Genomic DNA, 24,691 nt, shown 5'->3' with positions numbered 1-24,691 from the left:
TGCAATGACGAACACGAACGTGACGATGATGATAAACACGAAAAGCACGACAACGAATGCGACGAACCAAAAGACCGTGCAAAAGCGGCCAACGGCGGTTTCCAATCTACGTCCCGCGAACCTCAACCGCAACCGCAGCATGGCCCATGTGCGTCTGAGCTTCTTCGGCAGCATCCGCTCCGAACTGTTGAAGTTGTTCAGCATCGCTTCAACGCTCTGGCTCTCGGCCATCTCCTTCCTCACGGCACTTGGCTTTTCCGCCCTGTTCGCTTGGGGCATCAAGCAGGAGAGTCATTACAACGACAAAGGCAAATGGATGGCGATGGCTCGGCCGATTCCGCGTTCTATCGTGCTCGAGTGCGTCTCGCAGAGCCTCGCCATCGGCATCGTGCTGATAGGCGTGGTCGCGATCTTGTCGATCACCGGCGAATACACGACCTCGTCGGTGCAGATGTCGCTGGTCGTCAACCCGCGGCGTGTGATGTTCATGAATGCGAAGGCCGTCGCGGTGGCGATTTACTCCTTTACGCTTTCGCTGGTCACACTGCTGATTTCCTGGGGTGTGGTCGAGGTGTTGTTCGCCGGATCCAAGCAGACACCGCTCGGTTCGAAGGAGCGTTGGCTTCCGTTGATCGTCATTCTCGGTGGTGCCGCGATGACGACATTGGTCACGGAATTCGCACTGGGACTGGGAGCGATGGTGCGTTCGACGGCCGGTGCCGTGGTCATTTTCGTCGTGATCTATATGATGGCCACTTCGATTTTCGGCATCATTTCCAACCTTTCGAGGCACATGCTCTGGGCCAATTGGTGCTCGCGGCTGATGCCATCGAGTTTGGTGAACACGTTCCTGACGGGGCGGGCCGCGGAAATCGAGGCCGGCATGGTGCCGAAGGGTTGGCCGGTTCCGGGTTGGTGGCAGAGCGGTCTGATCATGCTGGCCTGGACCGTGGTCTTCTATGTCATCGGCACGCTCCTCGTCAGTAAGCGTGATGTGAAGTAAATGGTGTGGCTTGACCGCACGTTGTGCCATGGCAAGACGAATTCCGTGTGAATAAGACGGTATCGTTGGAAACGTGGTAATCCTGCTAGCGATAAAACGGTAGCGTTGCAAACAAGATGTCCTGCTGGTGAACGTACTTTTAGTGGTTCAAAGTGTACGTTTTCCAGCAGGATTGTCTTGTTGATGACGGTTTGCGCACGAATGCCGATTTATCATCGGTTGGATTGCTTTTAGGGATGAATTCCGTTATCTGAACGTCACAGACGACTCATATAGTTAAGGTTATGCCTACTTTCACAAGAGAAACAGTCGAGCATCTGGGCCATCTCGCCCAGATCGCGCTCACCGACGAGGAAGCGACCCGCATGCAAGGCGAGTTGAACGTCATCGCCGATTCCATCAACAAGGTGCAGGAAGTCGCGTCCGACGACGTCGAACCCACTGCCAACCCGGTCCCGCTTGAGGCGTATCTGCGCCCCGATGTCCCCGAAAAGCCGCTGACCCGCGAGGAGGCGCTTTCCGGCGCTCCCGCCACGGAAGACGGCATGTTCGTGGCGCCGCGAATCCTTGGAGGTGACGAGTGATGTCCGAAACAAACGAATTGGTGAAGCTCAACGCCGCGCAGATGGCGGAGAAGATTCGCAACAAGGAAGTCTCCAGCCGCGAGCTGGTCGATGCCGAACTTGACGTGATCAATGCAGCCGAGCCGGATCTGCACGCCTTCCTTCACGTTGCCGCCGACGAGGCCCGCGCCCAGGCCGACGAATTCGACAAGAAGAACGCTGCGGGCGATACGGAAGGCCTGCCGGAACTTGCCGGTGTGCCGATCGCCATCAAGGACATGATCGTCACCAAGGGCATCCCCACGACGGCCGCCTCGAAGATTCTCGAGGGCTGGGTCCCGCCGTACGATGCTACGGTCATCAAGAAGCTCAAGGCCGCCGGCATGCCGTTGCTCGGCAAGACCAACCTTGACGAGTTCGCGCAGGGTTCCTCCACGGAGCATTCCGCGTATGGCCCGACCCACAATCCTTGGGATACCTCGCGCGTCCCCGGTGGTTCCGGCGGTGGTTCCGCTTCCGCGGTGGCCGCGTTTGAGGCCCCGCTCGCGCTCGGCACCGATACCGGCGGCTCGATTCGCCAGCCCGGCTCGTTGACCGGTACGGTTGGCGTCAAGCCCACGTATGGCGGTGTCTCCCGTTTCGGCGCGATCGCCATGGCGAGCTCACTTGACCAGATCGGCCCCGTTTCCCGCAACGTGCTCGATTCCGCGCTGTTGCAGGAGATAATCGGCGGCCACGACGTGCGTGATTCCACGTCCATCCCGATGGATGTCCCGCCGATTTCCAAAGCTGCCCGCGAAGGCTACAAGCGTGACCTCAAGGGTGTGCGCGTAGGCCTCGTCAAGCAACTGAGCGGCGACGGCTACCAGCCCGGCGTCGAGTCCCGTTTCAATGAGGCCGTCCAGCTTTTGCAAAGTATGGGCGCCGAAGTCGTCGAGGTCGATTGCCCGCATCTTGAATATGCGCTCGCGGCCTACTACATCATCATGCCGTCCGAGGTCAGCTCCAACCTGGCCCGTTACGATGGCATGCGTTATGGCCTGCGCGTGATGCCGCCCGAAGGCGTTCCGCAGACCGCCGCCAACATGATGGCCTACACCCGTGAGGCCGGATTCGGCGACGAGGTCAAGCGCCGTATCATCCTTGGCATCTACGCCCTTTCCGCCGGTTACTACGACGCGTGGTATGGCTCGGCGCAGAAGGTTCGCACCCTGATCATCGACGACTTCGCGAAGTCGTTTGAGAAGGCCGACGTGCTGGTCGCGCCGACCTCGCCGACCACCGCCTTCAAGTTGGGCGAGAAGCTGAGCGATCCGCTGACGATGTATATGAGCGATGTCGCCACGATTCCGGCGAACATGGCCGGAATCCCCGCGATGAGCATTCCCGCCGGTCTTTCGGACGACGGTCTGCCGGTCGGTTTCCAGTTCATGGCCCCGCAGAAGCACGACGAGCAGATGTACAAGCCCGCGGCCGCGCTCGAAGCGGCCCTCGAGGAGCAGTGGGGCGGCCCGATCTGGCAGTCCCTCAAGACCCCGTGGCTTGGCAACACAAAGTAATCGGACGGCAAGGAGCATAAAATCATGGCTGAAAAATTGATGAAATATTCCGATGCCGTCAAGGAATTTGACCCGGTATTCGGTCTGGAAACCCACGTCGAGCTGTGCACGCAGACCAAGCTGTTCTGCCCGGCGCACGAGGAGTTCGGCGCGGAGCCGAACACGGAGCTGACCCCGGTAAGCCTCGGCCTGCCAGGTTCGCTTCCGGTGGTCAACAAGACCGCCGTCGATTTCGCGATCAAGCTGGGTCTGGCGCTGCATTGCCAGATCAACGAGTGGAGCCAGTTCGCCCGTAAGAACTACTTCTACCCGGATATGCCTCGCGACTATCAGATCTCGCAGTTTGACAAGCCGACCAACGGCAATGGCTACCTCGACGTCGAGCTTGACGACGGCAGCACGTTCCGCGTGCCGATCGAGCGCGCCCACATCGAGGACGACGCCGGCAAGAACACCCACGTGGGCGGTGCAGACGGCCGTATCGAAGGTGCCGATCATTCGCTGGTTGACTACAACCGCGCCGGCGTCCCGCTGATCGAGATCGTCACCAAGCCCGTCGAGGGCGGCGGCGATCGCGTTCCGGAGATTGCGGACGCCTACATGCGTGCCATTCGCGACATCGTGCGTGCCTTGGGCATCTCCCACGGCCGCATGGAGCAGGGCAACATGCGCGCCGACGTCAACATCTCGTTGCGTAAGAAGGGCGAGATCAAGCTCGGCACCCGTAGCGAGACCAAGAACGTCAACACCTTCCGCGGTATCAAGAAGACCTTGCAGTACGAGATCCGTCGTCAGGCGGCCATCTTGGATGAGGGCGGCGAGATCCTGCAGGAGACCCGCCACTGGGACGAGGCCACGCAGACCACGGCCGGCGGCCGTGTGAAGTCCGACGCGAACGATTACCGTTACTTCCCTGATCCCGACCTCGTGATGCTGCACATCACCAAGGAGCACATCGACGAAATCGCCAAGACCATGCCTGAGATGCCGCGCGAGCACCGCGCCCGCCTGCAGAAGGAATGGAAGCTCAGCGACCTCGAGATGCGCGACATCATCAACGCCGACGCGCTTGACTTGGTCGAAGAGACCGTCAAGGACGGCGCGACCGCTGCCGGTGCCCGCAAGTGGTGGCTCGGCGAGATCTCGCGCGTCGCCAATGAGCGCAGCCTCTCGCTTGAAGAGCTGCCGATCACTCCGGCCGACGTGGCCGAGGTCGAAAAGCTCGTCGCCGACGGCAAGCTCAACGACAAGCTCGCCAAGCAGACCGTCACCGGCGTGCTCGCTGGCGAAGGCACGCCTGACGAAGTGGTGAAGAAGCACGGCTATCAGGTCGTTTCCGACGACGGTGCGCTCGACAAGGCGATTGACGAGGCCCTCGCCGCCAACCCGGATGTGGCCGAGAAGCTCAAGAGCGGCAACATGAAGCCGATGGGCGCCATCATCGGCGCCGTCATGCGCGCCACCCACGGTCAGGCCGACGCCAAGGCCGTCAGCGCTCTGGTCATCAAGAAAATGAGGGGCTGATGCGCTGAGGCGTTAAGCCGGAAGCTCCAAGGGCTTCCGGGCAGTCGAGGTAAGCGCGAACTACGAGCACGAAGGTTAAACCAAGGGCTTGGCGAGCGAGTTTCAGCTAGAACGGTTTGGTTCCCGCTTACAAGTAAATTCGACGATGAAACCGCATGCCTGGTGTGCCACCGGTTGGTTGGATAGAAGCCCAACCAACCGGTTTTTCATACTAAAGTCCTGTCGCTGAAAGGCTTTTTGGCGGTTGCCAAGGTGCCATTGCCCTAGTCCGTCGGAATCGGACCTTTCAAAATGATATTCATTGCGGAATATCGTAAACATTTTTTACTGTTGCCAGATAAATAAATACGCTATATATAATAATTTGCTCAATAATTGCGCTTACTGTCTCTGTATTATTATACTAAGCATTGTATTGCTTGATATTTCGCATTTTGGCCTATGTGCGTCATGTATATGAGTGCTTTCAAAAGGAGAGCGATTGCGTGTGTCATATTTAAGGGAATTATGGCGCCGTGTGAAGAGACGCGGGAAAGTCGTAACGCGGAAGGCGTTCTTTACCGTGGTCGCGTTGATTGCGGGTATGGCGATAATGTTGCCTTCCGGTGCCGTGGCGGCGCAGCCTACAGTCAGCGGCAGGTCGGTTGGCCAAGCGAAGATTCAATCAGCGCCACAATTGGGTCAAGATGGAAAAGAAAAACAGCCTGGTTTCAACAAACCAGATTCCGAATCAAAGGGGTCTGATGAGGCGACGAATCCCAATCAGGCCTCAAAGCCCGAAGCCCCGGAAAGCGAAGGGACGAAGAAACCCGAAGGCACGCAGCCGCAGTCGCAGCTTCAACCTATGAAAAAGAAGAGGCAACCAGCGTTTCCCTCGACGCAGGGATTGTCATCTCCAGGCGCAGTTGGCCCGCAAAGCAGTTGCACGGTCGGCTCGAGCACGATTGCGGATTGTTTTCCGGATGCCAATCTAGCAACGGCAGTGGCATCTGTGGCACAAAGAATTCTAGGTGGCATTGTGACCACTGGTGATACGTTCACCATGTCCATGGCCACACGCATCACTTATATCAACACTGATTATGATAATGACCAGGTCCGCAGTCTCAATGGCGTGGAAAAGCTTGTAAATCTGCAAAGCATTTCGATGCAGGATAATTCGGTTTCAGATCTCACACCTCTGGCGAATCTCCATGATCTCACTTCTCTGAAACTTGGTTATAATTCGGTTTCGGATATTACCGCCTTGCAAAATCTGACGAATTTGTCTTACTTGAATCTGGCGCATAACAATGTTGCCGATATTGGTCCTCTGTCAAATCTTTCCCAGCTTGTTGAGCTCGATCTCAGCGGGAATAAGATTGCCGATATTGGCCCTCTGTCAGGCGCTACCCGCCTTTCTAAGCTTGATCTTAACAGCAACAAGATCATCGACATATCCCCGCTTTCAAATCTTACTCAGTTGTCGAATAGCGGATATGTCCAATATGTTGATTTGCGGAACAATCAAATCGAAACCATTCCCGATCTGTCGCGGCTTACGAACTTGAAGGGTCTTGACCTTTCGTCCAACAAATTGACGGATATCTCGAATCTGCCTCTTTTGTCATCTGATTCGCACTTTGGAGTCCTTGACTTGGGGAACAACCCCGCGCTTGCCGGGTCTATTGGAGGCTTCCTGCCTCAACTGGCTTGTTTCCCGTTATTACAGCAACTTGGCTTATCCAAGATAGGGCTTGCCGATGCGTCGTCGCTGCCGTCGTTTTCTTATTTGAATAGCCTGTCTTTGGATAGCAATGCAATCGCGAGCGTCTCTCAACTCCCCAATATGTCGGGTTATCCCGCATTGACGGCTCTTGGCTTGTCGCACAATCGGCTGATGGATCTGTCGGGTTTGTCATTGTCATCTACGTTGATATCGCTTGATCTTAGCTACAATGAGATTACCGATGCATCCGCGTTATCGCTTCCCGCTGGTTTACTGTATTTTTATGTGCAGCATAACCGGTTGCCAGATTCTACGAAATTGCCTTCGCTAAGCGGTGTCACCGGTTTGCGTTCTCTTGATTTGACTTACAATCTGTTCGTTTCCGTGTCTGGCCTGAGTCTTGCACCAAGTGTGGAATATCTTCTCTTGAATCATAACCAGATGACTGATTTGAATTTCGATACACCTGGTTTGGCCTCTGTGCAGTATTTTGAGTTAAATAACAACGGCCTTAGGTCGGTGTCCGGCTTGGCTTTGCCGCCCGGTGCCAAATCTTTGGATTTGAGTTATAACGAGCTTACGTCAGTATCGAGCCTGGCGCTTCCGTCCAGCCTGTTCAGCCTTAATTTGGCCTATAACCGGTTGCCTTCCGTAGCCGGACTTGCGCTTCCTTCCGGTGTACATGGACTTAGCTTGAATCATAACCGGATGACGGATTTGGATTTCCGTGATTTCACCACCATAAGGGAAGTGGATTTATCGAGTAATTCTATTTCCGATTCATTGTTCAAAAACTTACGTCTTCCTTCGACGGTGACCGATCTTTTTTTGGCGCACAATGAGATTTCCGACTTGAGTCCTCTCTCTGGTTTGGATTCAATGGGTTTTCTTGTTTTGGAATACAATCGGATTTCCGATTTACGCCCTCTTGCCGGTTTCCGTGGAATCGATACTTTATATTTGAATCACAATAAGATTGCGGATGTGGCACCTTTGGCGGCAATACCTCATCTGAATGGGCTTTTCCTCAATGAAAATCAGATTTCAGATATATCCGCCTTATATCCCAAGATATCTTCGGGATACATCATGAATCTGGAGATCAATGGGCAGCATATCACAACTGCTCCGGATGCCATATCGTATGACAACGTGACGGTTGCGACTGGCAAGGTGTCAGGAAACGCTTACGCGCTTTTGGTGTCTGGTTGGACCTGGACGGACTATGCCGATGATGGCTCCCATGAGGCCCATTCAGATACGACACCGGCGGGTCCAACCTTTGATCCGTCCACCGGCACGGTGACATGGCCGTCGGTGGCGTCATCGGTGAATGAGGTGAAGGCCGCATTTAAAATCTCTTTGGGTCGATGGAATGATGGTCGTGAGGTGTATTCAGGCACGGTGACGCGTCATATCAGCCCGTTGACTACGTGGGAGGTCTCATTCGACACCGACGGCGGTTCGCCGGTGGCCAGCAAAGCGGTCGATGACGGTGATACGTTCACCGAGCCGTCTACAGTGAAGCCTGGCTGGCATTTGAGCCATTGGGAGACCATGCCTGGTGGCGCGACCTGGGATTTCGCGACGGATAGAGTGACTTCTGCTCTCACGTTGAAAGCCGTGTGGGTCCGTAACTCGCATACCGTCCATTATGATTGGAATGGCGGCTCGTGGTCCGGAGCCCCGCCGCTTGGTTCGGGCCAGTATGGCTTGGGGTTGTCCGAACCGGCTTCGGCCAGAGTCTCGGCTCCTGCACATTACGGGTTCGATCATTGGCAGATAGCCGATTCGGCTTCCGGACCTTGGAACACGTTTGTTTCCTCCGGTTTCACGATGCCGGACCATGATGTGTGGATTCGCCCCGTTTGGATGCGTACAGAGAATGTGGTGTCGTTCGATGCGCAAGGTGGCACCCCTGAACCTTCGGATGTCATTGTCTCTGTTGGTGGCCATGTGGGCACGTTGCCCTCGTCGGCAAAACCAGGGTATGTGTTTAAAGGTTGGCTTTCGGATGGTGTCGGTGGCCATGTTCACTACCACGGCACCGAGGCGGTGACCTCGGATGTCGTGCTTACCGCGGATTGGAGGACTGCTCGCATCATCACGTTCGATGCCGGGGGCGGTATGCCTATTGCGCCGCGCGTGGTGGCCGATGGAGACCTCTTGGGAGAGCTTCCGACCCCAATGCGTATGGGCTATCGGTTCGTTGGTTGGTATGTGAACTCGGTTGTTCGCAGCATGGTGCTTTACGATCCCACCGATCCTGTGACCGCTGACATCACCTTGGTGGCTGAGTGGACGAAACTTGGTGAGATTGGTGGCGATCCCAGCCAGATCGTGAACAACCGACCTCCTTTTGCTCACCATCAGTCCAGGGCCACGCAATTTGGTCCAGGAAACTCTGGGCATAAAAGAACTCGGTTTCGGGCTCAGCAAGCTTCCAAGTCCGATACCCGCAATCTGGCACCCACCGGTGCCGGAGTCGCTTCCATTGTCATAACCGCGTTTCTCATGATGTCGGCGGCTTTGGGACTCAGTTTTCGCTTGAAGCGCATGAAGTAGCGTTCCGAAGATTTGCGCTTAGTCATTGGGGTTCAGATACGTTTTCGCTGCATCCGGCCCTGATGCTCGTTTTCGAACACATTTTGGCGTGAGTTCCGCAATGGCGGCGGATGATTGGCGTCGAAGCGAATAGTCAGGCGAACACGGTAATCTTGAGGGAGATTCTAAGCGCGTTGGAGGAATGAAAGCAAATGTCTGGAAACTCCGAAAACCCTACTGTTCAGGCGGATTTACGTCAGTTGCCCAAACGCATCGACATACCCGAGATTCGCGGCGAGATGGTGCATCTGCGCCCCGCCACTCTTGATGACCTCCCCAAACTCGACCAGCTCGAGGTCTATTTCAACGCCTCTGGCGACACCGGCAAGGACGAGCAGTCCGAGCGCGCGGTCGTCCAGGCGTGGGTCAAGCGTTCGGTGGCGTGGGTCAATGGCATCGCCTCTTCTGATTCGGGAGTGGGCGACCCCGAAGCCCGTCGCACCATGGCTTGGGCCATCATGACCGACGCCGACCACGATGTCGACGGCAAGGTCGACGCCGCAGCCACCGACAATGTCATCGGTATGATCTTCCTTATCGACATCGACGGCTGGGCGCGTTCGGCGCGTATCCAGGTGATGCTCGGCAAGGATTACCGCGGCCGCGGCTATTCGCGAGACGCCATGCCCCGCGTGATGACCTACGGCTTCGCCACCCCGCCGGTCGGGCTCGGCATGCACCGCATCTGGATCGCGGTGCCGGAGAAGAGCTCGCGCACGCTTTCCGTCTATCAGTCCTTGGGCTTCATCAAGTCGGGCACCTCCCGCGATTCGTTGTGGGACGCCTCCATCGGAAAGTATCAGGATTTGATAGTCCTTGATACATTAGCCGATGAATACGACCCGATTCGTTCGCTTGACGCCTTCGGCATGCACGTCATCGAGGGCAACCCCGGCGTCAAGGAGGCCATGGCCGCTCGAGAGCACTCTGTCGAGATCGCGCAGCGCAAGAAGCGGAAGGAAACCTCCGAGGTTTCCGGCGTCGACGCCAGTTGTGGAGAGAAGGCGCCGGAAAGCGATTCATCCGGTCGCCAAAGCCGGAAGGACGGGGCGCAGAAGGGTGCGAATTCCCCTGCTCGTGACGATTCCGTCAAAAGCGCGCGAACTGATGGCGTTGCCGTGGAGTCGAATGACCACCGAGCCGATGAGGTTTCATCGAAACCATCGAATCATGACACGGAATCGCATGACAAAAAGCGTGATAGCGACGATGCCTCCGCATGGCCGTATTCCGCCAACCAAAGCAAGAAATCCAAGAAGGCGTGGTGGCGCAACCTCGGGCATAGCAACCATGACCAAGGCAATGATGGCACCGCTTCTGCGGATGACAAGACAACGAAACCCGCAGGAGGTAACGACCGGTGAGCGCCGAGGACCTCGATAATTACGAGATGAACGCCGAACTGGCGCTATACAAGGAATACCGCGACGTCATCAAGCTTTTCACCTACGTGGTGGAGACCGAGCGGCGCTTCTACCTGGCCAACAAGGTCGATTTCAACGTGCGTTCCGCCGGACAGGACGTCTACTTTGATGTGCGGCTCACCGACGCGTGGGTCTGGGACGTGTACCGGTCCTCGAGATTCGTCAAGAATGTGCGGATTGTCACGTTCAAGGATGTCAACGTAGAGGAAGTGCAGAAGTCCGACATCGATATTCCTGACTCTCTGGCGTAATTATCATTTACTCATGACGGTCTGGAAGGGGAAGATATACTTTGTTCGGGACGCTCCTGGCTGAGCCGTTAAGCGAAAAGCCCAGTGGGCTTTTCGTAGGCGAAGTGAGCGCGATGTACGAGCGCGAAGGCAAAATTTCCAATTTTGCACAGGCCGTGTCTTACGCCATAACAACGCATATCTCCCTCTCACAGACCTCAGCCTTACTGATTTGCTAGGAGACGAACTGTGGAGGATGTCAGAGTTCTGAGGGGCACTTTTAAGCGAATAAAAAATAGACTCGTATGATTTCATCCCTTTATTAATTAACAGTTGATTGTTGAAGATGGAGGGGAAGATATGCTTTGCTCGGGCGTAAGACACGGCCGAGCGGCCAAGGAGCGTCCCGAGCGAAGTATATCTTTCCCTCCATCGTGAGTTAGTTCCAAAACAATTAGATTTCCAGCAAATTTGAAGAATGTTCGTGTATGTTCGGTCACATTAGTGGAGCTGGTTTGTGCTTGCGTGTAGGCTGATTATGATTTGTGTAGTGGGGCGTATTGGCTTCAACGTATGTATTTCGGGAGGCAGATGTGGCAGCGGATGCTGGAAAAAAGTCTGTGGTGATTATCGGTGGTGGCCCTGCTGGACTCACCGCGGCTTGGGAGTTGTTGAAGGACGGCGGCGCCGACAAGTATGACGTGACGGTTTTGGAAGCCACCAAGGAGTTCGGTGGTATCAGCCGTACGGTGAAGCACAACGGCAACCGCATGGACATCGGCGGGCATCGCTTCTTCTCCAAGGACGACCGGATCATGGACTGGTGGAAGAACATCATGCCGTTGCAGGGCGCGCCCTCATACGACGATAAGAAGCTCGGACGCCACCATGACCTCGAGCCCGGCGGCCCCGATCCGGAGAAGACCGACAAGGTGATGCTCAAGCGTCATCGCGTCTCGCGCATCTTCTGGAACCAGCATTTCCTGGATTACCCGATCAGCCTTTCGCTGGCGCTGTTCAAGGCGCTGGGGTTCAAGCTGACGATGAAGGCCGGCTTCAGCTACCTGTGGAGCATGATTCACAAGCTTCCCGAAGACAATCTTGAAAACTTCTATATCAACCGCTTCGGCCGTCAGCTCTACTCGATGTTCTTCGAGGGTTACACCGAGAAGCTTTGGGGCAGGCACCCGCGTGAGATCAGCGCGGATTGGGGCGCTCAGCGCGTGCGTGGCTTGAGTGTGGTGGCGGTTTTGAAGAACGCCATCCAGAAGATGATGCCGAAGAAGCGTGACTCCAAAGACGTGGAGACCTCGCTGATCGAGGAGTTCTGGTATCCGAAGCTTGGTCCGGGCCAGCTTTGGGAGATCGTCGAGGGCCAGGTCGTTGACAATGGCGGCAAGGTCCTGACCGACGCGAACGTGGTCGAGCTGCGCCAGAAAGCTGACGGCGGTATCGCTTCCGTGGTCTACGAGGACGCCGACGGCAAACGCGTCGAGCTTGAGGCCGATGATTTCATTTCGTCCATGCCCGTCAAGGACCTGGTCAACGCGATCGATCGCGCGGCCAAGGAGGATGAGGCCGGCAAGGCTTCCGACGCCGACGACAACGCCAAGAAGTCCGCTTCCAAGGAAGTCGCCACGACCTCCGAGGACGTGCCTGCCGATATGAAGCGCGTCGCCAACGGCCTGCCGTACCGTGATTTCGTCACTGTGGGTCTGCTCGTGCGTCACCTGCGTTTGAAGAACACGACGGACATGAAGACGCTCGGCAACCCGCCGATCGTGCCGGACTGCTGGATTTACGTGCAGGACCCGGGCTACAAGGTCGGCCGGATCCAGATTTTCAACAACTGGAGCCCCTATCTGGTCAAGGACGTCGACGACACCGTGTGGATCGGTTTGGAATACTTCTGCGAGGAAGGTGACGATTTCTGGAACCTGACCGACGAGGAAGCCACCCAACTGGCCATCAAGGAGCTCACGCGTATGCGCGTGATCAACGGCCCCGAGGACGTGATGGACTCCCACCGCGAGCACGTCAAGAAGGCGTACCCTGCCTACTTCGACACCTACGACCAGATGCCTGAGCTCATCGACTACCTCGATTCGTTCGGCAACCTTTATTGCGTGGGCCGTAACGGGCAGCACCGTTACAACAACCAAGACCACTCCATGGCCACCGCGATGGAAGCCGTGGGCAACATCAAGTCCGGCCGCGCCGACAAGAAGAACGTCTGGTCGGTCAACACCGAGAAGTCCTACCACGAGGAAAAGTAGCGTTCATTAACCGACATCAACTTAAGGCGAATGCCCTGCGGGGTGTCCGCCTTTTGTTTTCGACACGCTGCCGCCCAACGCGTGGCGAAGGTCATGGCACGGTTGTACGCTAAAGGAAAGTTCGAAAACCACAGTGGTGGCAACGAACATTCATCAGCGGTTTTTACGATTCCGCATCTTTTTCATTAAGCTTCCGGGCAATGCCGTAGGAAGTCAAGGAAAGGCAACATTATAGTGGCAACTAGCCAGAATATTGAGGATATGAAGCTGCCTGAGCTGAAAACGCTCGCCAAGCAGATGGGACTTCGCGGCACGTCGACGATGCGTAAGCCGGAATTGGTCGCTACCCTTCAAGCTGCAAGAACGGGCGGCAAGGCCCCCAGCGGCGTCACGGTCCGTGCGCCCAAGGCCGCACCGGCCGCGCCTAAGGCGGATGCGAAAACAGGCGATGCGGTTGACGCCACCAGCTCTGAAAAGCATGCTCCCGCTGCGAGGCGCAGCGAGGATTCCGCCGAGATCAAGCGAAGCGAATCCGCTTCCAAGGCCGGGAAAGCGGAGTCGGGCGCTTCCGAAAAACGTGAGAAGGCACCGATCCGTTCCGCGAGCCATACGTCCGAAGACGCCGATGCTAAGCGGGCTTCCGGCAAGGAGCAAGGCCACGGCGAGCGTCAGGCGGAGGAGCCGAAGCTTTTTGACGAAGAGGAGCCCTTGCATCGTCGGAGCAGGTCGTTTGTCGCGCATCGTCGCGGCGAGCGCGAGATGGACGAGGGCGATGAGATGCGCAGCCATCGTCGCAGCTTCCGCGCCGAGCAGCAATCCCGCCACGACACCGCCTCCAACGAGGTCCGCGATCTGGATGATATCCTCGCCACGCTGCCCGTTCCCGGCAACGACGATGAGGGTGGCAACGACGTGAAGGAAGAAGAGGAGCCACGTCGCGAGTTCACCCGTCACAATCGTCGCAACAACGATCGCTACAATCGCGAGGAACGCGGAGGCGAGCGTCGCCAGCGCAGGATGCGTGGGCGCAACGAGCGCAATTACGATTACAAGGACCGCGAGAACCGCAACGAGCGCAATGACCGTTACAACAACGAGGACGGCAACGAGGAAGAGGTCCGCGAGCGTCGTGGCGAGAGCAAAGAGGGCATGGTCCCCGTCGCCGGCATCGTCGACGTGCTCGATTCCTACGCGTTCGTGCGTACCTCCGGCTACCTGCCGGGGCCGAACGACGTCTACGTCTCCATGGGCCAGATCCGCAAGTACGGCCTGCGTAAGGGCGACGCCGTGCAAGGTTCCATCCGCGAGCCGCGTGAGGGCGAACGCCGCAACCAGCGCCAGAAGTTTGTGCCGCTTCAGTCCATCGACACCATCAACGGCATGAGCGTTGAGGACGCGGCCAACCGCCCGCAGTTCTCCAAGCTCACCCCGCTGTATCCGCAGGAACGCCTGAAGCAGGAGACCACGCCGAACAAGATCATCGGCCGCTTGATTGATCTCGTGGCGCCGATCGGCAAGGGCCAGCGCGGCCTGATCGTCTCCCCGCCAAAGGCCGGCAAGACCATCACCCTGCAGAACATCGCCAACTCGATCGCGGCCAACAACCCCGAGGTCCACCTGATGGTGGTGCTCGTGGACGAACGCCCCGAGGAAGTCACCGACATGGAGCGCACCGTACAGGGCGAGGTCATCTCCTCGACCTTCGACCGCCCGGCATCCGACCACACCACCGTCGCCGAACTCGCCATCGAGCGCGCCAAGCGTTTGGTGGAGCTTGGACAGGATGTGGTGGTGCTGCTCGATTCCATGACCCGCTTGGCCCGCGCTTACAACATCGCCGCACCGGCTTCCGGCCGCGTGCTTTCCGGTGGTGTCGACGCGCAGGCGCTCTACCCGCCCAAGAAGTTCTTCGGCGCGGCCCGCAACATCGAAAACGGCGGCTCGCTGACGATCATCTCCTCGGCTTTGGTGGAGACCGGTTCCAAGATGGATGAGGTCATCTTCGAGGAATTCAAGGGCACCGGCAACATGGAGCTGCGCCTTTCGCGCGACCTGGCCAACAAGCGTCTCTTCCCGGCCATCGACATCAACGCCTCCGGCACCCGCCGCGAGGAGCTCATCACCCCGAGCGACGAGTTGGCGGTCATCTACCGCCTGCGTCGTCTTCTTGGCGGCCTCGAGCCCGAGCAGGCCTACCAGACCATCGTGCCGCGCTTGAAGAAGACGGCTACGAACCGCGACTTCCTGCAGGCCATCGTCAAGCAGAACAATGGCAACGCCTGATTTCACTGAGTATTAGTATTACATCGCGAGCGGCATCCGGCTTCGGCTGGATGCCGTTTTTGTATGCCTGCTTCCGTGCTATCGGTCGATGACGAATGGCGATAATGGTGTGCTCTTGTCGTATGGTAAAGACATGACTGATTTTTCCGAGAACCACAAGACCTCGCAAGGCGAGGGTTGGCGCGACACCACCATCGACGACGCGCAGGAACAGGCAAACCCGCAGACCGCGCAGGCCGTCGAGCGCATCAAACAGCTGCGCCAATCCATCGACAATGTGGACACGGCCATCGTCTCGTTGCTTGCGGAGCGCTTCAAGTACACCTCGGAGGTCGGCGTTCTGAAGGCCCAGGCGGGATTCGCGCCGGAGGATCGGGAACGTGAGAACCAGCAGGCCAAGCGGCTCAAAGAGGTCGCCATCAACGCCGGACTTGACCCGAGCATCGAGGAGAACTACCGCGAGTTCGTGGTCACCGAAGCCAAGAAGCGTCACCAGCGCATCGCCGATGCCGGCGGCGATCCAGGAGTGCTTGATATCTACGCTTGAAAAAGACGCCAAGTTTTTGAACGGTTCTGCATTCTTTGATGTGCAAGTCATCGTCTGAAAGCCATATCCAAGCGAATGCCAATGAGTCAACGATGATTTCCGCATTTGTTATGCTCGGGAAACGAAACATCCAAAAATGATACTATTGCCTTGTAATGAGTTTTGGCGTATGTCGGCATGGAGGCTGGTATGGGCAAGAAACATGGCAAGAAGATTACCAAGAAGAACTTCAAGATGGTCGATAACCTTGATACCACAGAGAAGCGGCTCGAGGACCGGCTGTTCCTGATGCAGATGGCGATGGACGAATACGACGAAATTCTCGGCGGGACGTTGGAGCGTTCGGTCTCGTGGTATCTGATGTGCTCGTGGTACGGGCTTTCGAGCATGCAAAGCGCGCTGCTGATCGCCAGGCTCGCCACGCTGCTCGACGCCTCGCAAACCGGACACAAATGGACGCCGCACGTCCATGCGCATGAGGGTAAGCATGGCTTGGAGATCTACGCGAAAAAGGACAAGTCGAAGCGCGAGAAGGGGCCGGCGTTCGACGTCACGCATATCCGCATGGTCATGCGTTCGGTGATGACCAAGGCCAAGATGGAAAGCATCACCGACGAACAGGTGATGCGCTTCGCCCGCACCTTGCAGGACATCGCGGCGCGCGAGGAGGAGCGCGAGGCGAAGGACGACCGCAAAGACTCGCCGGATTCAGCCGGAGCCGTGGCGTTCGAGGACGCCAAGGAATACGCCGATCCGGACGCGTTGGATGACGTCGATGACGTTGACGATGATGGCGGGGCCGATGATGACGAGGCAGAGGACGTGGACGTGCCGGGTGATGACGATCTTGATGTCGAGGCGTCGGAAGGCTTAGATGATGCTGATGCTGACGCGGAGGAAGAGCTGGATGAATCCGAGGAGACCGGCATCGACCCGGATGACGATTTCGGTGATGGCGCTGACGCGCAGACCGAGGGTGGCAAGGATGCCCCTGTCAGCACGATCAACGATCCGCTGGCGGTCGTCCCCGAACTCAAGCGCCTGGATCTCGGCAAAAGCGGTGGGATCTGAACCCCGCTGATTGACGGCTAAAGAAAACGTAAGAGGGCTGCACTTTTGATTAGTGCAGCCCTCTTACGTTGTTATGACTACTATCACAAGCCGTATGGCACAAGCCTACTTCTTCTTGGGCTTCTTGGCTGGCGGCTCGCCGAGTTCAGCGTCGCTGACACGCACCACGATCTCGTTGTCGGGGGTATCGGCCGAATCATCGACCGCGACCGTAAGCGGGCCGGTGACCTTGCCGGCTTCGGCGATGTCGATGAGGCTGTCCTCGACGGCCTGCTTGCCGGCTGAAGGCACATTCAAGGTCGCCTTCAGGATCGGGGTCTTCATGGAGACCTTGGCCTGTGACTTCAAGCCACGCAACTCGGCCAGCGCTTTGCCGGCCCAGACGAGCATGTCGGGATCGGCGTCGCCGGCGGCGGCCTCGTAAAGATTGGCCTTCGGCCAAGCTGCAGTGTGCACCGAGCCTTCGCCCGCGTGCATCCAATGCCAGACCTCTTCGGTGGCGAAGGGCATGTACGGCGCGAAGAGACGGGCGAACGCCTCAAGACCCAGGCCCAGCGTGGTGCGTGTGGACTTCACAGCGGCCTCAGACGGCGTCTTGCCAGTCGCGTCGGCGGTGCCGTAGGCGCGGTTCTTCACCAGTTCGATGTAGTCGTCGCAGAACTGCCAGAAGAAAGCCTCGATGATCTCAAGGGCCTTGGAATGCTCGTAGGCATCCATCGACTTGGTGGCTTCGCGGATGACGGAGGCCATCCGGGCCATCACGGCGCGGTCGAGCGGCTCGGTGACATCGGCCGGATTCCACGCGGCGGTTGCCGCGGCACCAACGTGATGGTTGTCGTCCTCGCGGCCGATGGCCAGCGCGAACTTGGTGGCGTTCAGGAGCTTGATGGCCAGACGGCGGCCGATCTTCATCTGGCCTTCGTCGTAGGTGGCGTCGAGGCCAAGCTTGGCGGAGGCGGCCCAATAGCGAACCGCGTCGGCGCCGTACTTGTCGATCGGCTCCTTGGGGACGACCACATTGCCCTTGGACTTCGACATCTTCTTGTGGTCGGGGTCGAGGATCCAGCCGGAAAGCGCGGTGTGCGCCCACGGCAGGCAATGGTTCTCGAGGTGCGCGCGGTCCATGGTGCTGAAGAGCCAGGTGCGGATGATGTCCTGGCCTTGCGGGCGCAGGTCCATCGGGAAGGCCGCGTTGAAGAGGTCCTTGCTGTCCTGGTCCGGTTCCTCCCAGTGCGTGACGATCTGCGGGGTCAGCGACGAGGTGGCCCAGGTGTCCATGATGTCCTTCTCGGCGGTGAAGCCGCCGGGCACGTCGCGTTGCGATTCGTCATAACCGGCCGGCACGTCGGTGGTCGGATCGATCGGCAACTGGTCCTCGCTGGGGGTGATCGGGTGATCGTAATTCGTCTCGCCGTCGGCCTTCACGGGGTACCAAAGCGGGAACGGGACGCCGAAGAAGCGCTGGCGCGAGATGAGCCAGTCGCCGTTCAGGCCGTTGACCCAGTTCTCATAGCGCACGCGCATGAAATCGGGGTGGAACTCGAGTTCCTTGCCCCGCTCTAGGAGTTCGGCGCGCAGCTTCATGTCGGTGCCGCCGTTCTTCAAGTACCACTGGCGGGAGGTGACGATTTCGAGCGGCTTGTCGCCCTTCTCGTAGAAGTTTGTCATACGTTTGGTGGGCTTCGGCTCGCCGTCGAGGTCACCGGACTCGCGCAAGTGCTCGACGATGATCTTACGGGCGGTGAAGGTGGTCTTGCCTTCCGTCTCCTCGAAGATCTTCTTGCCGCCCTGATCGGTGATCCAGTCGGGCACGCTCATGATGATGCGGCCGTTGCGCTGGATGATCGGGCGGGTCGGCAGGTTGAGGTCACGCCACCACTCGATATCGGTCTGGTCGCCGAAGGTGCAGCACATCGCGATGCCGGCGCCCTTGTCCATCTCTGCGGCCGGGTGCGCGAGAATCGGCACCTTCACCTTGAAGAGCGGGGAGTAGACGTACTGGCCGAAGTACTTCTGGTAGCGCTCGTCGTCGGGGTTGGCGATCAGCGCGCCGCAGGCGGCCAAGAGCTCAGGGCGGGTGGTCTCGATGTAGATTGGGGTGCCGTCCTCGAAACGGAAGGCGACGCGGTGGTAGAAGCCGTCGTATTCGCGGCTTTCCAACTCGGCCTGTGCCACGGCGGTCTGGAAGGTGACGTCCCAGAGGCCGGGCGCGTCCTTCTGATAGGCCTCGCCGCGGGCGAGGTTGCGCAGGAACGCCTTCTGCGCCACACGCTGAGGGTGCTCGCCGATGGTGTGGTAGGTCTGGCGCCAGTCGATGGACATGCCCAGGGAGCGCCACAGCTCCTCGAACTGCTTCTCATCCTGCGCGGTCAGGCGCTCGCACAGCTCCACGAAGTTCTTGCGGCTTACCGGAACCTGGTCGCGGGCCTCGAGCTTCTTGCCCTGCGTGCCCTCGAACGGCGGCTTGAAATCGGGGTCATACTTGAGCGAGGTGTCGACGCGCACCCCGTAATAGTTCTGCACGCGGCGCTCGGTGGGCAGGCCGTTGTCGTCCCAGCCCATCGGGTAGAAGACGTGCTTGCCCTTCATGCGCTCGTAGCGGGCGATGACGTCGGTGTGGGTGTAGGAGAAGACGTGGCCCACGTGCAGGCTGCCCGAAACCGTGGGCGGCGGGGTGTCGATGGAGTAGACGGCCTTGCGGTCGGGCTTGCCGTTGCCGTCGCGCGGGATGTCGAAATCGTAGATGCCGTCGTCGTTCCATTCGGCGCGCCATTTGTCTTCCAGGCCGTCGACGCCGACCCTGTCGGGAAGGGGCGAAAGGCTTGCGTTGATGATGCTATTGTCCTGATCAGTCATAAAGCCCAATTTTAGAAAGGAATGGTGACATCAAGGCGCATTCCCGTATTAAATGGAATCGTGGGGCAAAAAGCCTGAAATTACCGCGAAAATCTCGGCTGCCTGGTCGTGTGCGGCCGCTACTTCAGCCTTACGTCGCGCAACGGCAGGTACTCGTCGGTCATGTTCTTGGGATATCCGGTGACGTCATTGTTTGCGACCACCATGCTGCTTTCGGTGTAAAGCCAGGCGCATGCGGCGTCCGAGCTTACCGATTTGGAGTAGGCCCGCAGGTTGTTTTGGAAATCGATGTCGTTGGGGGAGGCCAGCGCGTTGCGGTAGTCCTGCTGGGCCTGGCTGTTCTGGTAGCCGAAGACGCCGTTGGCGAACGCCCCCACGTCGTTTGGCCCTTGCATGGTGGTGATGGCCATTTTGTAGTCGCCGTCGGCGACGCGTTGGGAAAGCGTGTCGTCGTCGACCACCTGCATCACGGGGTTGAGCCGGGTGGCCTGCAATTGCTCGACGATCTGCTGGCCGAGCGAGGTGTATTCGCTGGGGACGAGAAGGGTGACGTTGCCGATGTAGGAGGGGCCGAAGTAGTTGATGTCGTTCTTGCCTTCGTCGAGGTTGTGCGGGAACGTCGCGGAAAGGTCGTCGTAGCCGGGTTCGAGCGGGCTGATCGGGCCGTTCAGCGCGGCTGCGGCGTTGGGCTGGCTTTTGGCTATCGCCTCGTTGTCGAGAATATAACGCACGGCCGTGCGGGCGCGTTGGTCGGAAAAGATCGAATCGGGGTTGTTGTTGAGGGCGAGCACCACTTTGGAGGTGGTGATCCCTTTGGAAACGTTGGTTTTCTTGTCGTTGCGGAATGGTTGCGGCGAATCGGAGGGGCGCAGCACGGCGAGTTGGATCTCACCCGTCTTAAGCGCCTGCTGGAGCCCGTCCTCCGAATTGTAATACCTCATGGTCATCTGCGAGCTGGCCGCCTGCACCTTCCAATACAGGGGGTTGCGCACGAAGACGATGGGGCCGCCGGGGGTGAAATTGTGAACGGTGAACGGGCCGCTGCCGCTGGTCTGCTTGGCGTAGTTGATGTTGGCGCTCGCGTCGTAGATGATGCCCGCACGCGAGGAAAGCGCCCGCAACAGCCTCGGGTTTGGGCTGTTGAGCGTGATCTGCACCGTCGAGGTGTCGGGGTTCTTGACGGTTTTGAGGCCCGTGAGGTCTTGGGCGCCAATGAAGTTCTTCTCGATGGTCTGTTGCAGCGAATAGACCACATCGGTGGAGTCGAGGGCGTCGCCGTTGGCGAAGCGCATGTCGGGATTCAGTGTGAACGTGTAGTTGAGGCCGTCTTTGGAGACCTCCCAGCTTTCGGCGATGGAGGGGACGAGCTTGTTGCTTTGGTCGCGTCCCACCAGCGTCTCATAGACATTGCCAATCAGCGCCTGGTCGAGCTCTTTGCCTGCGACCGAGCGGATATCCAGCGATTCCGGGGCCGGGCCGTCCAGGCCGACGGTGATTTCCGAACCGGAATGGAGCATCGTCGGATCATTTTGCGTGCGATGATTGTAATGCGAAAAGCCGGCGGCGACGAGGGCGAGCACGGCCACGGCGGCACCGAAGAACGCAAGACCCTTCATTGGTCCGCTCGAGTGCTGCGAATGCCGTGACATGGGTCAAAGTTTACTAGCGGGTGCTGAATGATTCCTGAGAACTTTTGAGGGTCCCTTGAAACGCTTGAAATACTGGGCTACGACAAATATGTACGGCGTGTCTAGATATGGATATCGGGATTTATTGCGTTGCGTGACGAGGCTGACGGCGCTTTTGTGAAGTGTTTTGTAGAACGGTTTTGATGGGCGTTTTGTGGAGCGTTTTATGGCTCGCATTTTGCGGTGCCGACATTCGGCGGAAGCTGGCCGTCGGCCGTTCGGCGGCGTGTTTCCAGTGTTTTTGGTATTACTGTTTGCGCTGGCTCAGAGCGGGTGGAACGCGGACGGGCAGGTGTCATTCAGGAGGCACGACTCGCAGTCGGGGTTGCGCGCGGTGCACACGCTGCGGCCGAAGAGGATGAGGCGGTGGGAGAGGTTCGACCATTCCGCAGGCTCGAAATACTGCGTGATTTCCTTCTCGACCTTGACCGGGTCGGGGTGCTTGTTGCGCCAGTCGGTGCGCCAGCGCAGGCGTCCGGTCACGCGGATGACGTGCGTGTCGACGGGGAAGCCGGGCACGCCGAACGCGTCGCCCAACACGACGTTGGCAGTTTTGCGGCCCACGCCCGAAAGCGTGGTGAGCTCCTCCATCGTCTGGGGCACCACGCCGTCGAAATCGCGGACGATCTGCGCGGCCAGCTCGATGATATGGGCGGATTTCGTGTGGTAGAAGCCGAGCGGGTGGATGATGTCCTCGATGCGTTCCGGGTCGGCCACCGCCAGTGTTTCCGGCGTGCCGTAGTCGCGAAACAATTCCGGCGTGACGCTGTTGACCCGAACGTCCGTGGTCTGCGCGCTCAGCACGGTGGCGACTAGCAGGTGGAACGGGGTTTCGTAATCGAGCGTGCACATCGCCTCGGGGAACATCTGGCACAGCACGTCGTATTCGGCGTGGATGCGTTCGGCGCGTTGCGCTTTGGTCTCCCTGGGCATTGGCTGTTCGTTCCTTTTATTGACGGTGGTGCTTCATTGTGAAAACGAGGCGGATCTTCTGCCCACTATAGGCACGCGGCGAAACGTTGTCACCCGCTTTGCGTCGTTTGCAAGGCCGATGGCACGGCCGTCGATGCGGCGCCTGGGCCAACCGGCAGCCGTGCGAAAGTATTACATTGAGATAGCGTCGACCTTGTCTCGGCAAGGCCCGGAATGTTTCTTGACGACGTTTCCCGAAGCTCTACGGAGTGCCTGGTTTTGTTTCGGCCGGCTTTCTGTCGTGAACCAGTTTCTGCGGCCATCGCGCCTTCGAAAATGGTTCAGAGATTGTCGCCATCCGCGTCACCGGCATTGTCGTCGTGGTGGTCGCCGCTGGCGCTGTCGCCGTCGTCCGGCGGGTCGAAACGGTAGCCGACGTTGCGCACGGTGCCGATCATGTGCTCGTATTCGCCGCCGAGCTTAGCGCGCAGACGACGCACGTGGACGTCGACCGTGCGCGTGCCGCCGTAGTAGTCGTAGCCCCACACCTCCTGCAGGAGCTGGGCGCGGGTGAAAACGCGGTGCGGATGCTGGACGAGGTACTTCAACAGCTCGAATTCCTTGTAGGCCAAATTGACCGGTTCGCCGTTGAGCGTCGCCGTATAACCCTTGGTGTCCACGACCAGGTCGCCGGAGCGGATCTGCCCGTCGTCGCGGTAGTTCTCGCGCTCCACGGACGTGCGTGTGGCGGTCGGGGCCGCATTGCCGCGCTCGCAGACCAGCCGCAGGCGTCCCTCGACTTCCGCGGGGGATGCGTTGCTCACCATGACGTCGGCCACACCCCACTGGATGTTGATGGCGGTGAAGCCGCCTTCGGTGATAATAGGAATGATCGGAATGGAAAGTCCTGAGGCGTGGATCAGATTGCACAGCGTCTTGGCGTTGGCGAGGTCGTCGCGCGCGTCAAGGAAAAGAATGGTGTTTTCGGGAAGTTTCACGAGGCTCGCGGCGTCCATCGGCAGCACGCGCACGCGGTAGGAAAGCAGGGCGAGGCTTGGCAGCACGCTGGCAGGGTTGGGGGCCATCGTCATCAATGTCAAATCGGTCATTGAGCCCTCCCTCCCAATCGTGACCCGTGATTTTCGTAGGTCTTGGCTCTCCAGCCGCAACCTACGCATAGCTCGACACCGTGTGTACGACGTCATTGGGGTTTATGCGATTGCCTCTATTGTACCTGCTGGTTGTGGACACTGGCGGCTACCATATTTCTTATAGAAAACCCTGTTTGTGTCGGCGGTGTTACGCCGGAGTTTCCGCGGTTTTGAAGACCGGCAGGCAGCTAGACAGCAGGGTTTTGAATGACGGGATTTCGTGCCTAAAATGGTACGGAAAACGATGCGAGACGGAACGGGGTTGTCAATGGGCGCTGTGGGGAATGACAATTGCCGAAACGCAACGTGTTCGGCCTGTGTTTCCGTTGGCGAGAACGCTGCAGATACTACGAACCTCTATAGAAAATGAAGACAGGAATGGTGAAGGCTATGGAATCGTCGAATGACTCCTGTGTGCGCAACGAGAACGTCTCGGCGTCCGTCGCAAAACGTTCCCATGTCTCAGGAAGCAACACCAATGGCGCACCTGTTACGCCAACAAGCGGAACCGCAACACGAATGGTGATGTTCCAAATCGTCGTATATGTGATTATCGCTGTTTTGTTGGTTGTTTCCTGCCTTCTCGACCGGCGTCTTGGGCTTGGTGTTTCGGTTGTCATCCCGCTGATTCTGATGATTGTGGCCATGGGAATGTGGCCTTTGCATAGCAGCTTTTTCGATGCGGTCGTCGGCATGGCTGGCGCGGTCGTCATGATTTTCGGCACGGAATCGTTGTTAATGCGTGTTCTGCCGCGTAACGATCAGGCCGCGGGGCAGCGCACAGCGGCAGAATTCGCAAGCTTCGACACCATCCCGACTTCTGTTTTGATGCATATCTGCACGGTATGGGCTGTCGCCCTTCTTGTCGTTTTGACGGTGTTTGTCATACTCGGCTTCTTGCATCAGATGTTGCGTCGTGAGCGCACCGATATGGTACTTTCGCTGTCGCACAGCCTGATGTTTGACGTTGCGATGGCAGGGGCCTCGGGCTGGGTTCTTTCGCCGTTGCTGTTGCGCTATGTCGGTGCAGGAAGTTTGGGCGCGAAGAGGCTTTGGATTGTGGCGATTGTCGCGGTCATCGCCGTCGCCTTGTTGGCCGGCTTGTCTTGGGCTTCGACGCGTTGGTGGAAGGACTACGCCGCCGCCGGCATGCCCCTTTCGCCTCTATACCGCGGCAATCGCGATCGCAAACGTCAATCCTGCGTGGCTATCGCTCTTGCCCCTGTGATGTATGCCGGATTCGTCGTGTTCCTCGCGCTGGTTGCGTTGCTTGTTTTCGTCGGTTGATTTGC

General features: G+C 58.3%; 16 protein-coding genes. 12 read left to right on the top strand and 4 right to left on the bottom strand.

Features of this window, described 5'->3' with window-relative positions; all coding sequences use genetic code 11:
• The first annotated feature begins 4 nt into the window (after positions 1–4).
• The 11 genes from OZX73_RS08000 to OZX73_RS07950 all read left to right on the top strand — a co-directional run bounded on the left by OZX73_RS08000 (position 5) and on the right by OZX73_RS07950 (position 16,792).
• On the top strand, positions 5–1,003 hold the full coding sequence (locus OZX73_RS08000; protein WP_277149197.1) for an ABC transporter permease subunit: 999 nt from the start codon (positions 5–7) through the stop codon (positions 1,001–1,003).
• A gap of 284 nt (positions 1,004–1,287) precedes the next feature.
• Positions 1,288–1,587 (top strand): Asp-tRNA(Asn)/Glu-tRNA(Gln) amidotransferase subunit GatC, encoded by a 300-nt coding sequence (gene gatC, locus OZX73_RS07995; protein ID WP_277143481.1) that lies wholly within the window; start codon positions 1,288–1,290, stop codon positions 1,585–1,587.
• Complete coding sequence (gene gatA, locus OZX73_RS07990; protein WP_277149195.1) at positions 1,587–3,125, top strand: Asp-tRNA(Asn)/Glu-tRNA(Gln) amidotransferase subunit GatA; 1,539 nt, start codon at positions 1,587–1,589, stop codon at positions 3,123–3,125. The genes gatC and gatA overlap by 1 nt, the downstream gene beginning before the upstream one ends.
• A 24-nt stretch (positions 3,126–3,149) precedes the next feature.
• Entirely contained in the window at positions 3,150–4,649 is a 1,500-nt protein-coding gene (gene gatB / locus OZX73_RS07985; protein WP_277149193.1) for an Asp-tRNA(Asn)/Glu-tRNA(Gln) amidotransferase subunit GatB, read from the top strand.
• A gap of 562 nt (positions 4,650–5,211) precedes the next feature.
• The gene (locus OZX73_RS07980) at positions 5,212–8,922 is read left to right on the top strand and encodes a leucine-rich repeat domain-containing protein (RefSeq protein WP_277149191.1); all 3,711 of its coding nucleotides are present in this window, start codon (positions 5,212–5,214) and stop codon (positions 8,920–8,922) included.
• 191 nt (positions 8,923–9,113) lie between these two features.
• Positions 9,114–10,325, top strand: coding sequence for a GNAT family N-acetyltransferase (locus OZX73_RS07975; protein ID WP_277149189.1), 1,212 nt, complete (start codon positions 9,114–9,116; stop codon positions 10,323–10,325).
• Entirely contained in the window at positions 10,322–10,636 is a 315-nt protein-coding gene (locus OZX73_RS07970) for a DUF2469 domain-containing protein (RefSeq protein WP_277149187.1), read from the top strand. Before OZX73_RS07975 ends, OZX73_RS07970 begins: the two co-directional genes overlap by 4 nt.
• A 572-nt stretch (positions 10,637–11,208) precedes the next feature.
• Entirely contained in the window at positions 11,209–12,891 is a 1,683-nt protein-coding gene (locus OZX73_RS07965) for an NAD(P)/FAD-dependent oxidoreductase (RefSeq protein WP_277149186.1), read from the top strand.
• Positions 12,892–13,125: 234 nt separating this feature from the next.
• On the top strand, positions 13,126–15,174 hold the full coding sequence (rho, locus tag OZX73_RS07960) for a transcription termination factor Rho (RefSeq protein ID WP_277149184.1): 2,049 nt from the start codon (positions 13,126–13,128) through the stop codon (positions 15,172–15,174).
• A 133-nt stretch (positions 15,175–15,307) separates the two neighbouring features.
• Positions 15,308–15,721, top strand: coding sequence for a chorismate mutase (locus OZX73_RS07955; RefSeq protein WP_277149182.1), 414 nt, complete (start codon positions 15,308–15,310; stop codon positions 15,719–15,721).
• Positions 15,722–15,910: 189 nt separating this feature from the next.
• Complete coding sequence (locus tag OZX73_RS07950; RefSeq protein ID WP_277149180.1) at positions 15,911–16,792, top strand: hypothetical protein; 882 nt, start codon at positions 15,911–15,913, stop codon at positions 16,790–16,792.
• A 105-nt stretch (positions 16,793–16,897) separates the two neighbouring features.
• On the opposite strand, the gene valS is transcribed toward OZX73_RS07950, so the two are convergent.
• From valS to OZX73_RS07930, 4 genes are all read right to left on the bottom strand, one after another.
• On the bottom strand, positions 16,898–19,648 hold the full coding sequence (valS, locus tag OZX73_RS07945) for a valine--tRNA ligase (RefSeq protein WP_277149178.1): 2,751 nt from the start codon (positions 19,646–19,648) through the stop codon (positions 16,898–16,900).
• 119 nt (positions 19,649–19,767) lie between these two features.
• Positions 19,768–21,297: an ABC transporter substrate-binding protein gene (locus tag OZX73_RS07940; RefSeq protein ID WP_277149176.1), complete on the bottom strand. Its 1,530-nt coding sequence runs from the start codon at positions 21,295–21,297 to the stop codon at positions 19,768–19,770.
• A 303-nt stretch (positions 21,298–21,600) separates the two neighbouring features.
• Complete coding sequence (gene nth / locus OZX73_RS07935) at positions 21,601–22,269, bottom strand: endonuclease III (protein WP_277149174.1); 669 nt, start codon at positions 22,267–22,269, stop codon at positions 21,601–21,603.
• A gap of 320 nt (positions 22,270–22,589) precedes the next feature.
• Entirely contained in the window at positions 22,590–23,357 is a 768-nt protein-coding gene (locus OZX73_RS07930) for a response regulator transcription factor (RefSeq protein WP_277149172.1), read from the bottom strand.
• Between the two features lie 420 nt (positions 23,358–23,777).
• On the opposite strand from OZX73_RS07930, the gene OZX73_RS07925 reads away from it, so the two are divergent.
• Positions 23,778–24,686, top strand: coding sequence for a hypothetical protein (locus tag OZX73_RS07925; protein ID WP_277149170.1), 909 nt, complete (start codon positions 23,778–23,780; stop codon positions 24,684–24,686).
• The last annotated feature ends 5 nt before the right edge of the window (positions 24,687–24,691 follow it).

It is taken from the genome of Bifidobacterium sp. ESL0775 (genome assembly GCF_029395475.1).
Lineage (GTDB): Bacteria > Actinomycetota > Actinomycetes > Actinomycetales > Bifidobacteriaceae > Bifidobacterium.
The sequence above is the reverse complement of the archived record's forward strand: the minus strand, read 5'-3'. Positions and strand labels throughout refer to the sequence as shown.

Coding starts and splice junctions, on each gene's coding strand:
- OZX73_RS08000 (WP_277149197.1), top strand. CDS start 5: ATGACGAACACGAACGTGACGATGATGATAAACACGAAAAGCACGACA.
- gatC (WP_277143481.1), top strand. CDS start 1,288: ATGCCTACTTTCACAAGAGAAACAGTCGAGCATCTGGGCCATCTCGCC.
- gatA (WP_277149195.1), top strand. CDS start 1,587: ATGTCCGAAACAAACGAATTGGTGAAGCTCAACGCCGCGCAGATGGCG.
- gatB (WP_277149193.1), top strand. CDS start 3,150: ATGGCTGAAAAATTGATGAAATATTCCGATGCCGTCAAGGAATTTGAC.
- OZX73_RS07975 (WP_277149189.1), top strand. CDS start 9,114: ATGTCTGGAAACTCCGAAAACCCTACTGTTCAGGCGGATTTACGTCAG.
- OZX73_RS07955 (WP_277149182.1), top strand. CDS start 15,308: ATGACTGATTTTTCCGAGAACCACAAGACCTCGCAAGGCGAGGGTTGG.
- OZX73_RS07950 (WP_277149180.1), top strand. CDS start 15,911: ATGGGCAAGAAACATGGCAAGAAGATTACCAAGAAGAACTTCAAGATG.
- valS (WP_277149178.1), bottom strand. CDS start 19,648: ATGACTGATCAGGACAATAGCATCATCAACGCAAGCCTTTCGCCCCTT.
- OZX73_RS07940 (WP_277149176.1), bottom strand. CDS start 21,297: ATGTCACGGCATTCGCAGCACTCGAGCGGACCAATGAAGGGTCTTGCG.
- nth (WP_277149174.1), bottom strand. CDS start 22,269: ATGCCCAGGGAGACCAAAGCGCAACGCGCCGAACGCATCCACGCCGAA.
- OZX73_RS07930 (WP_277149172.1), bottom strand. CDS start 23,357: ATGACCGATTTGACATTGATGACGATGGCCCCCAACCCTGCCAGCGTG.
- OZX73_RS07925 (WP_277149170.1), top strand. CDS start 23,778: ATGGTGAAGGCTATGGAATCGTCGAATGACTCCTGTGTGCGCAACGAG.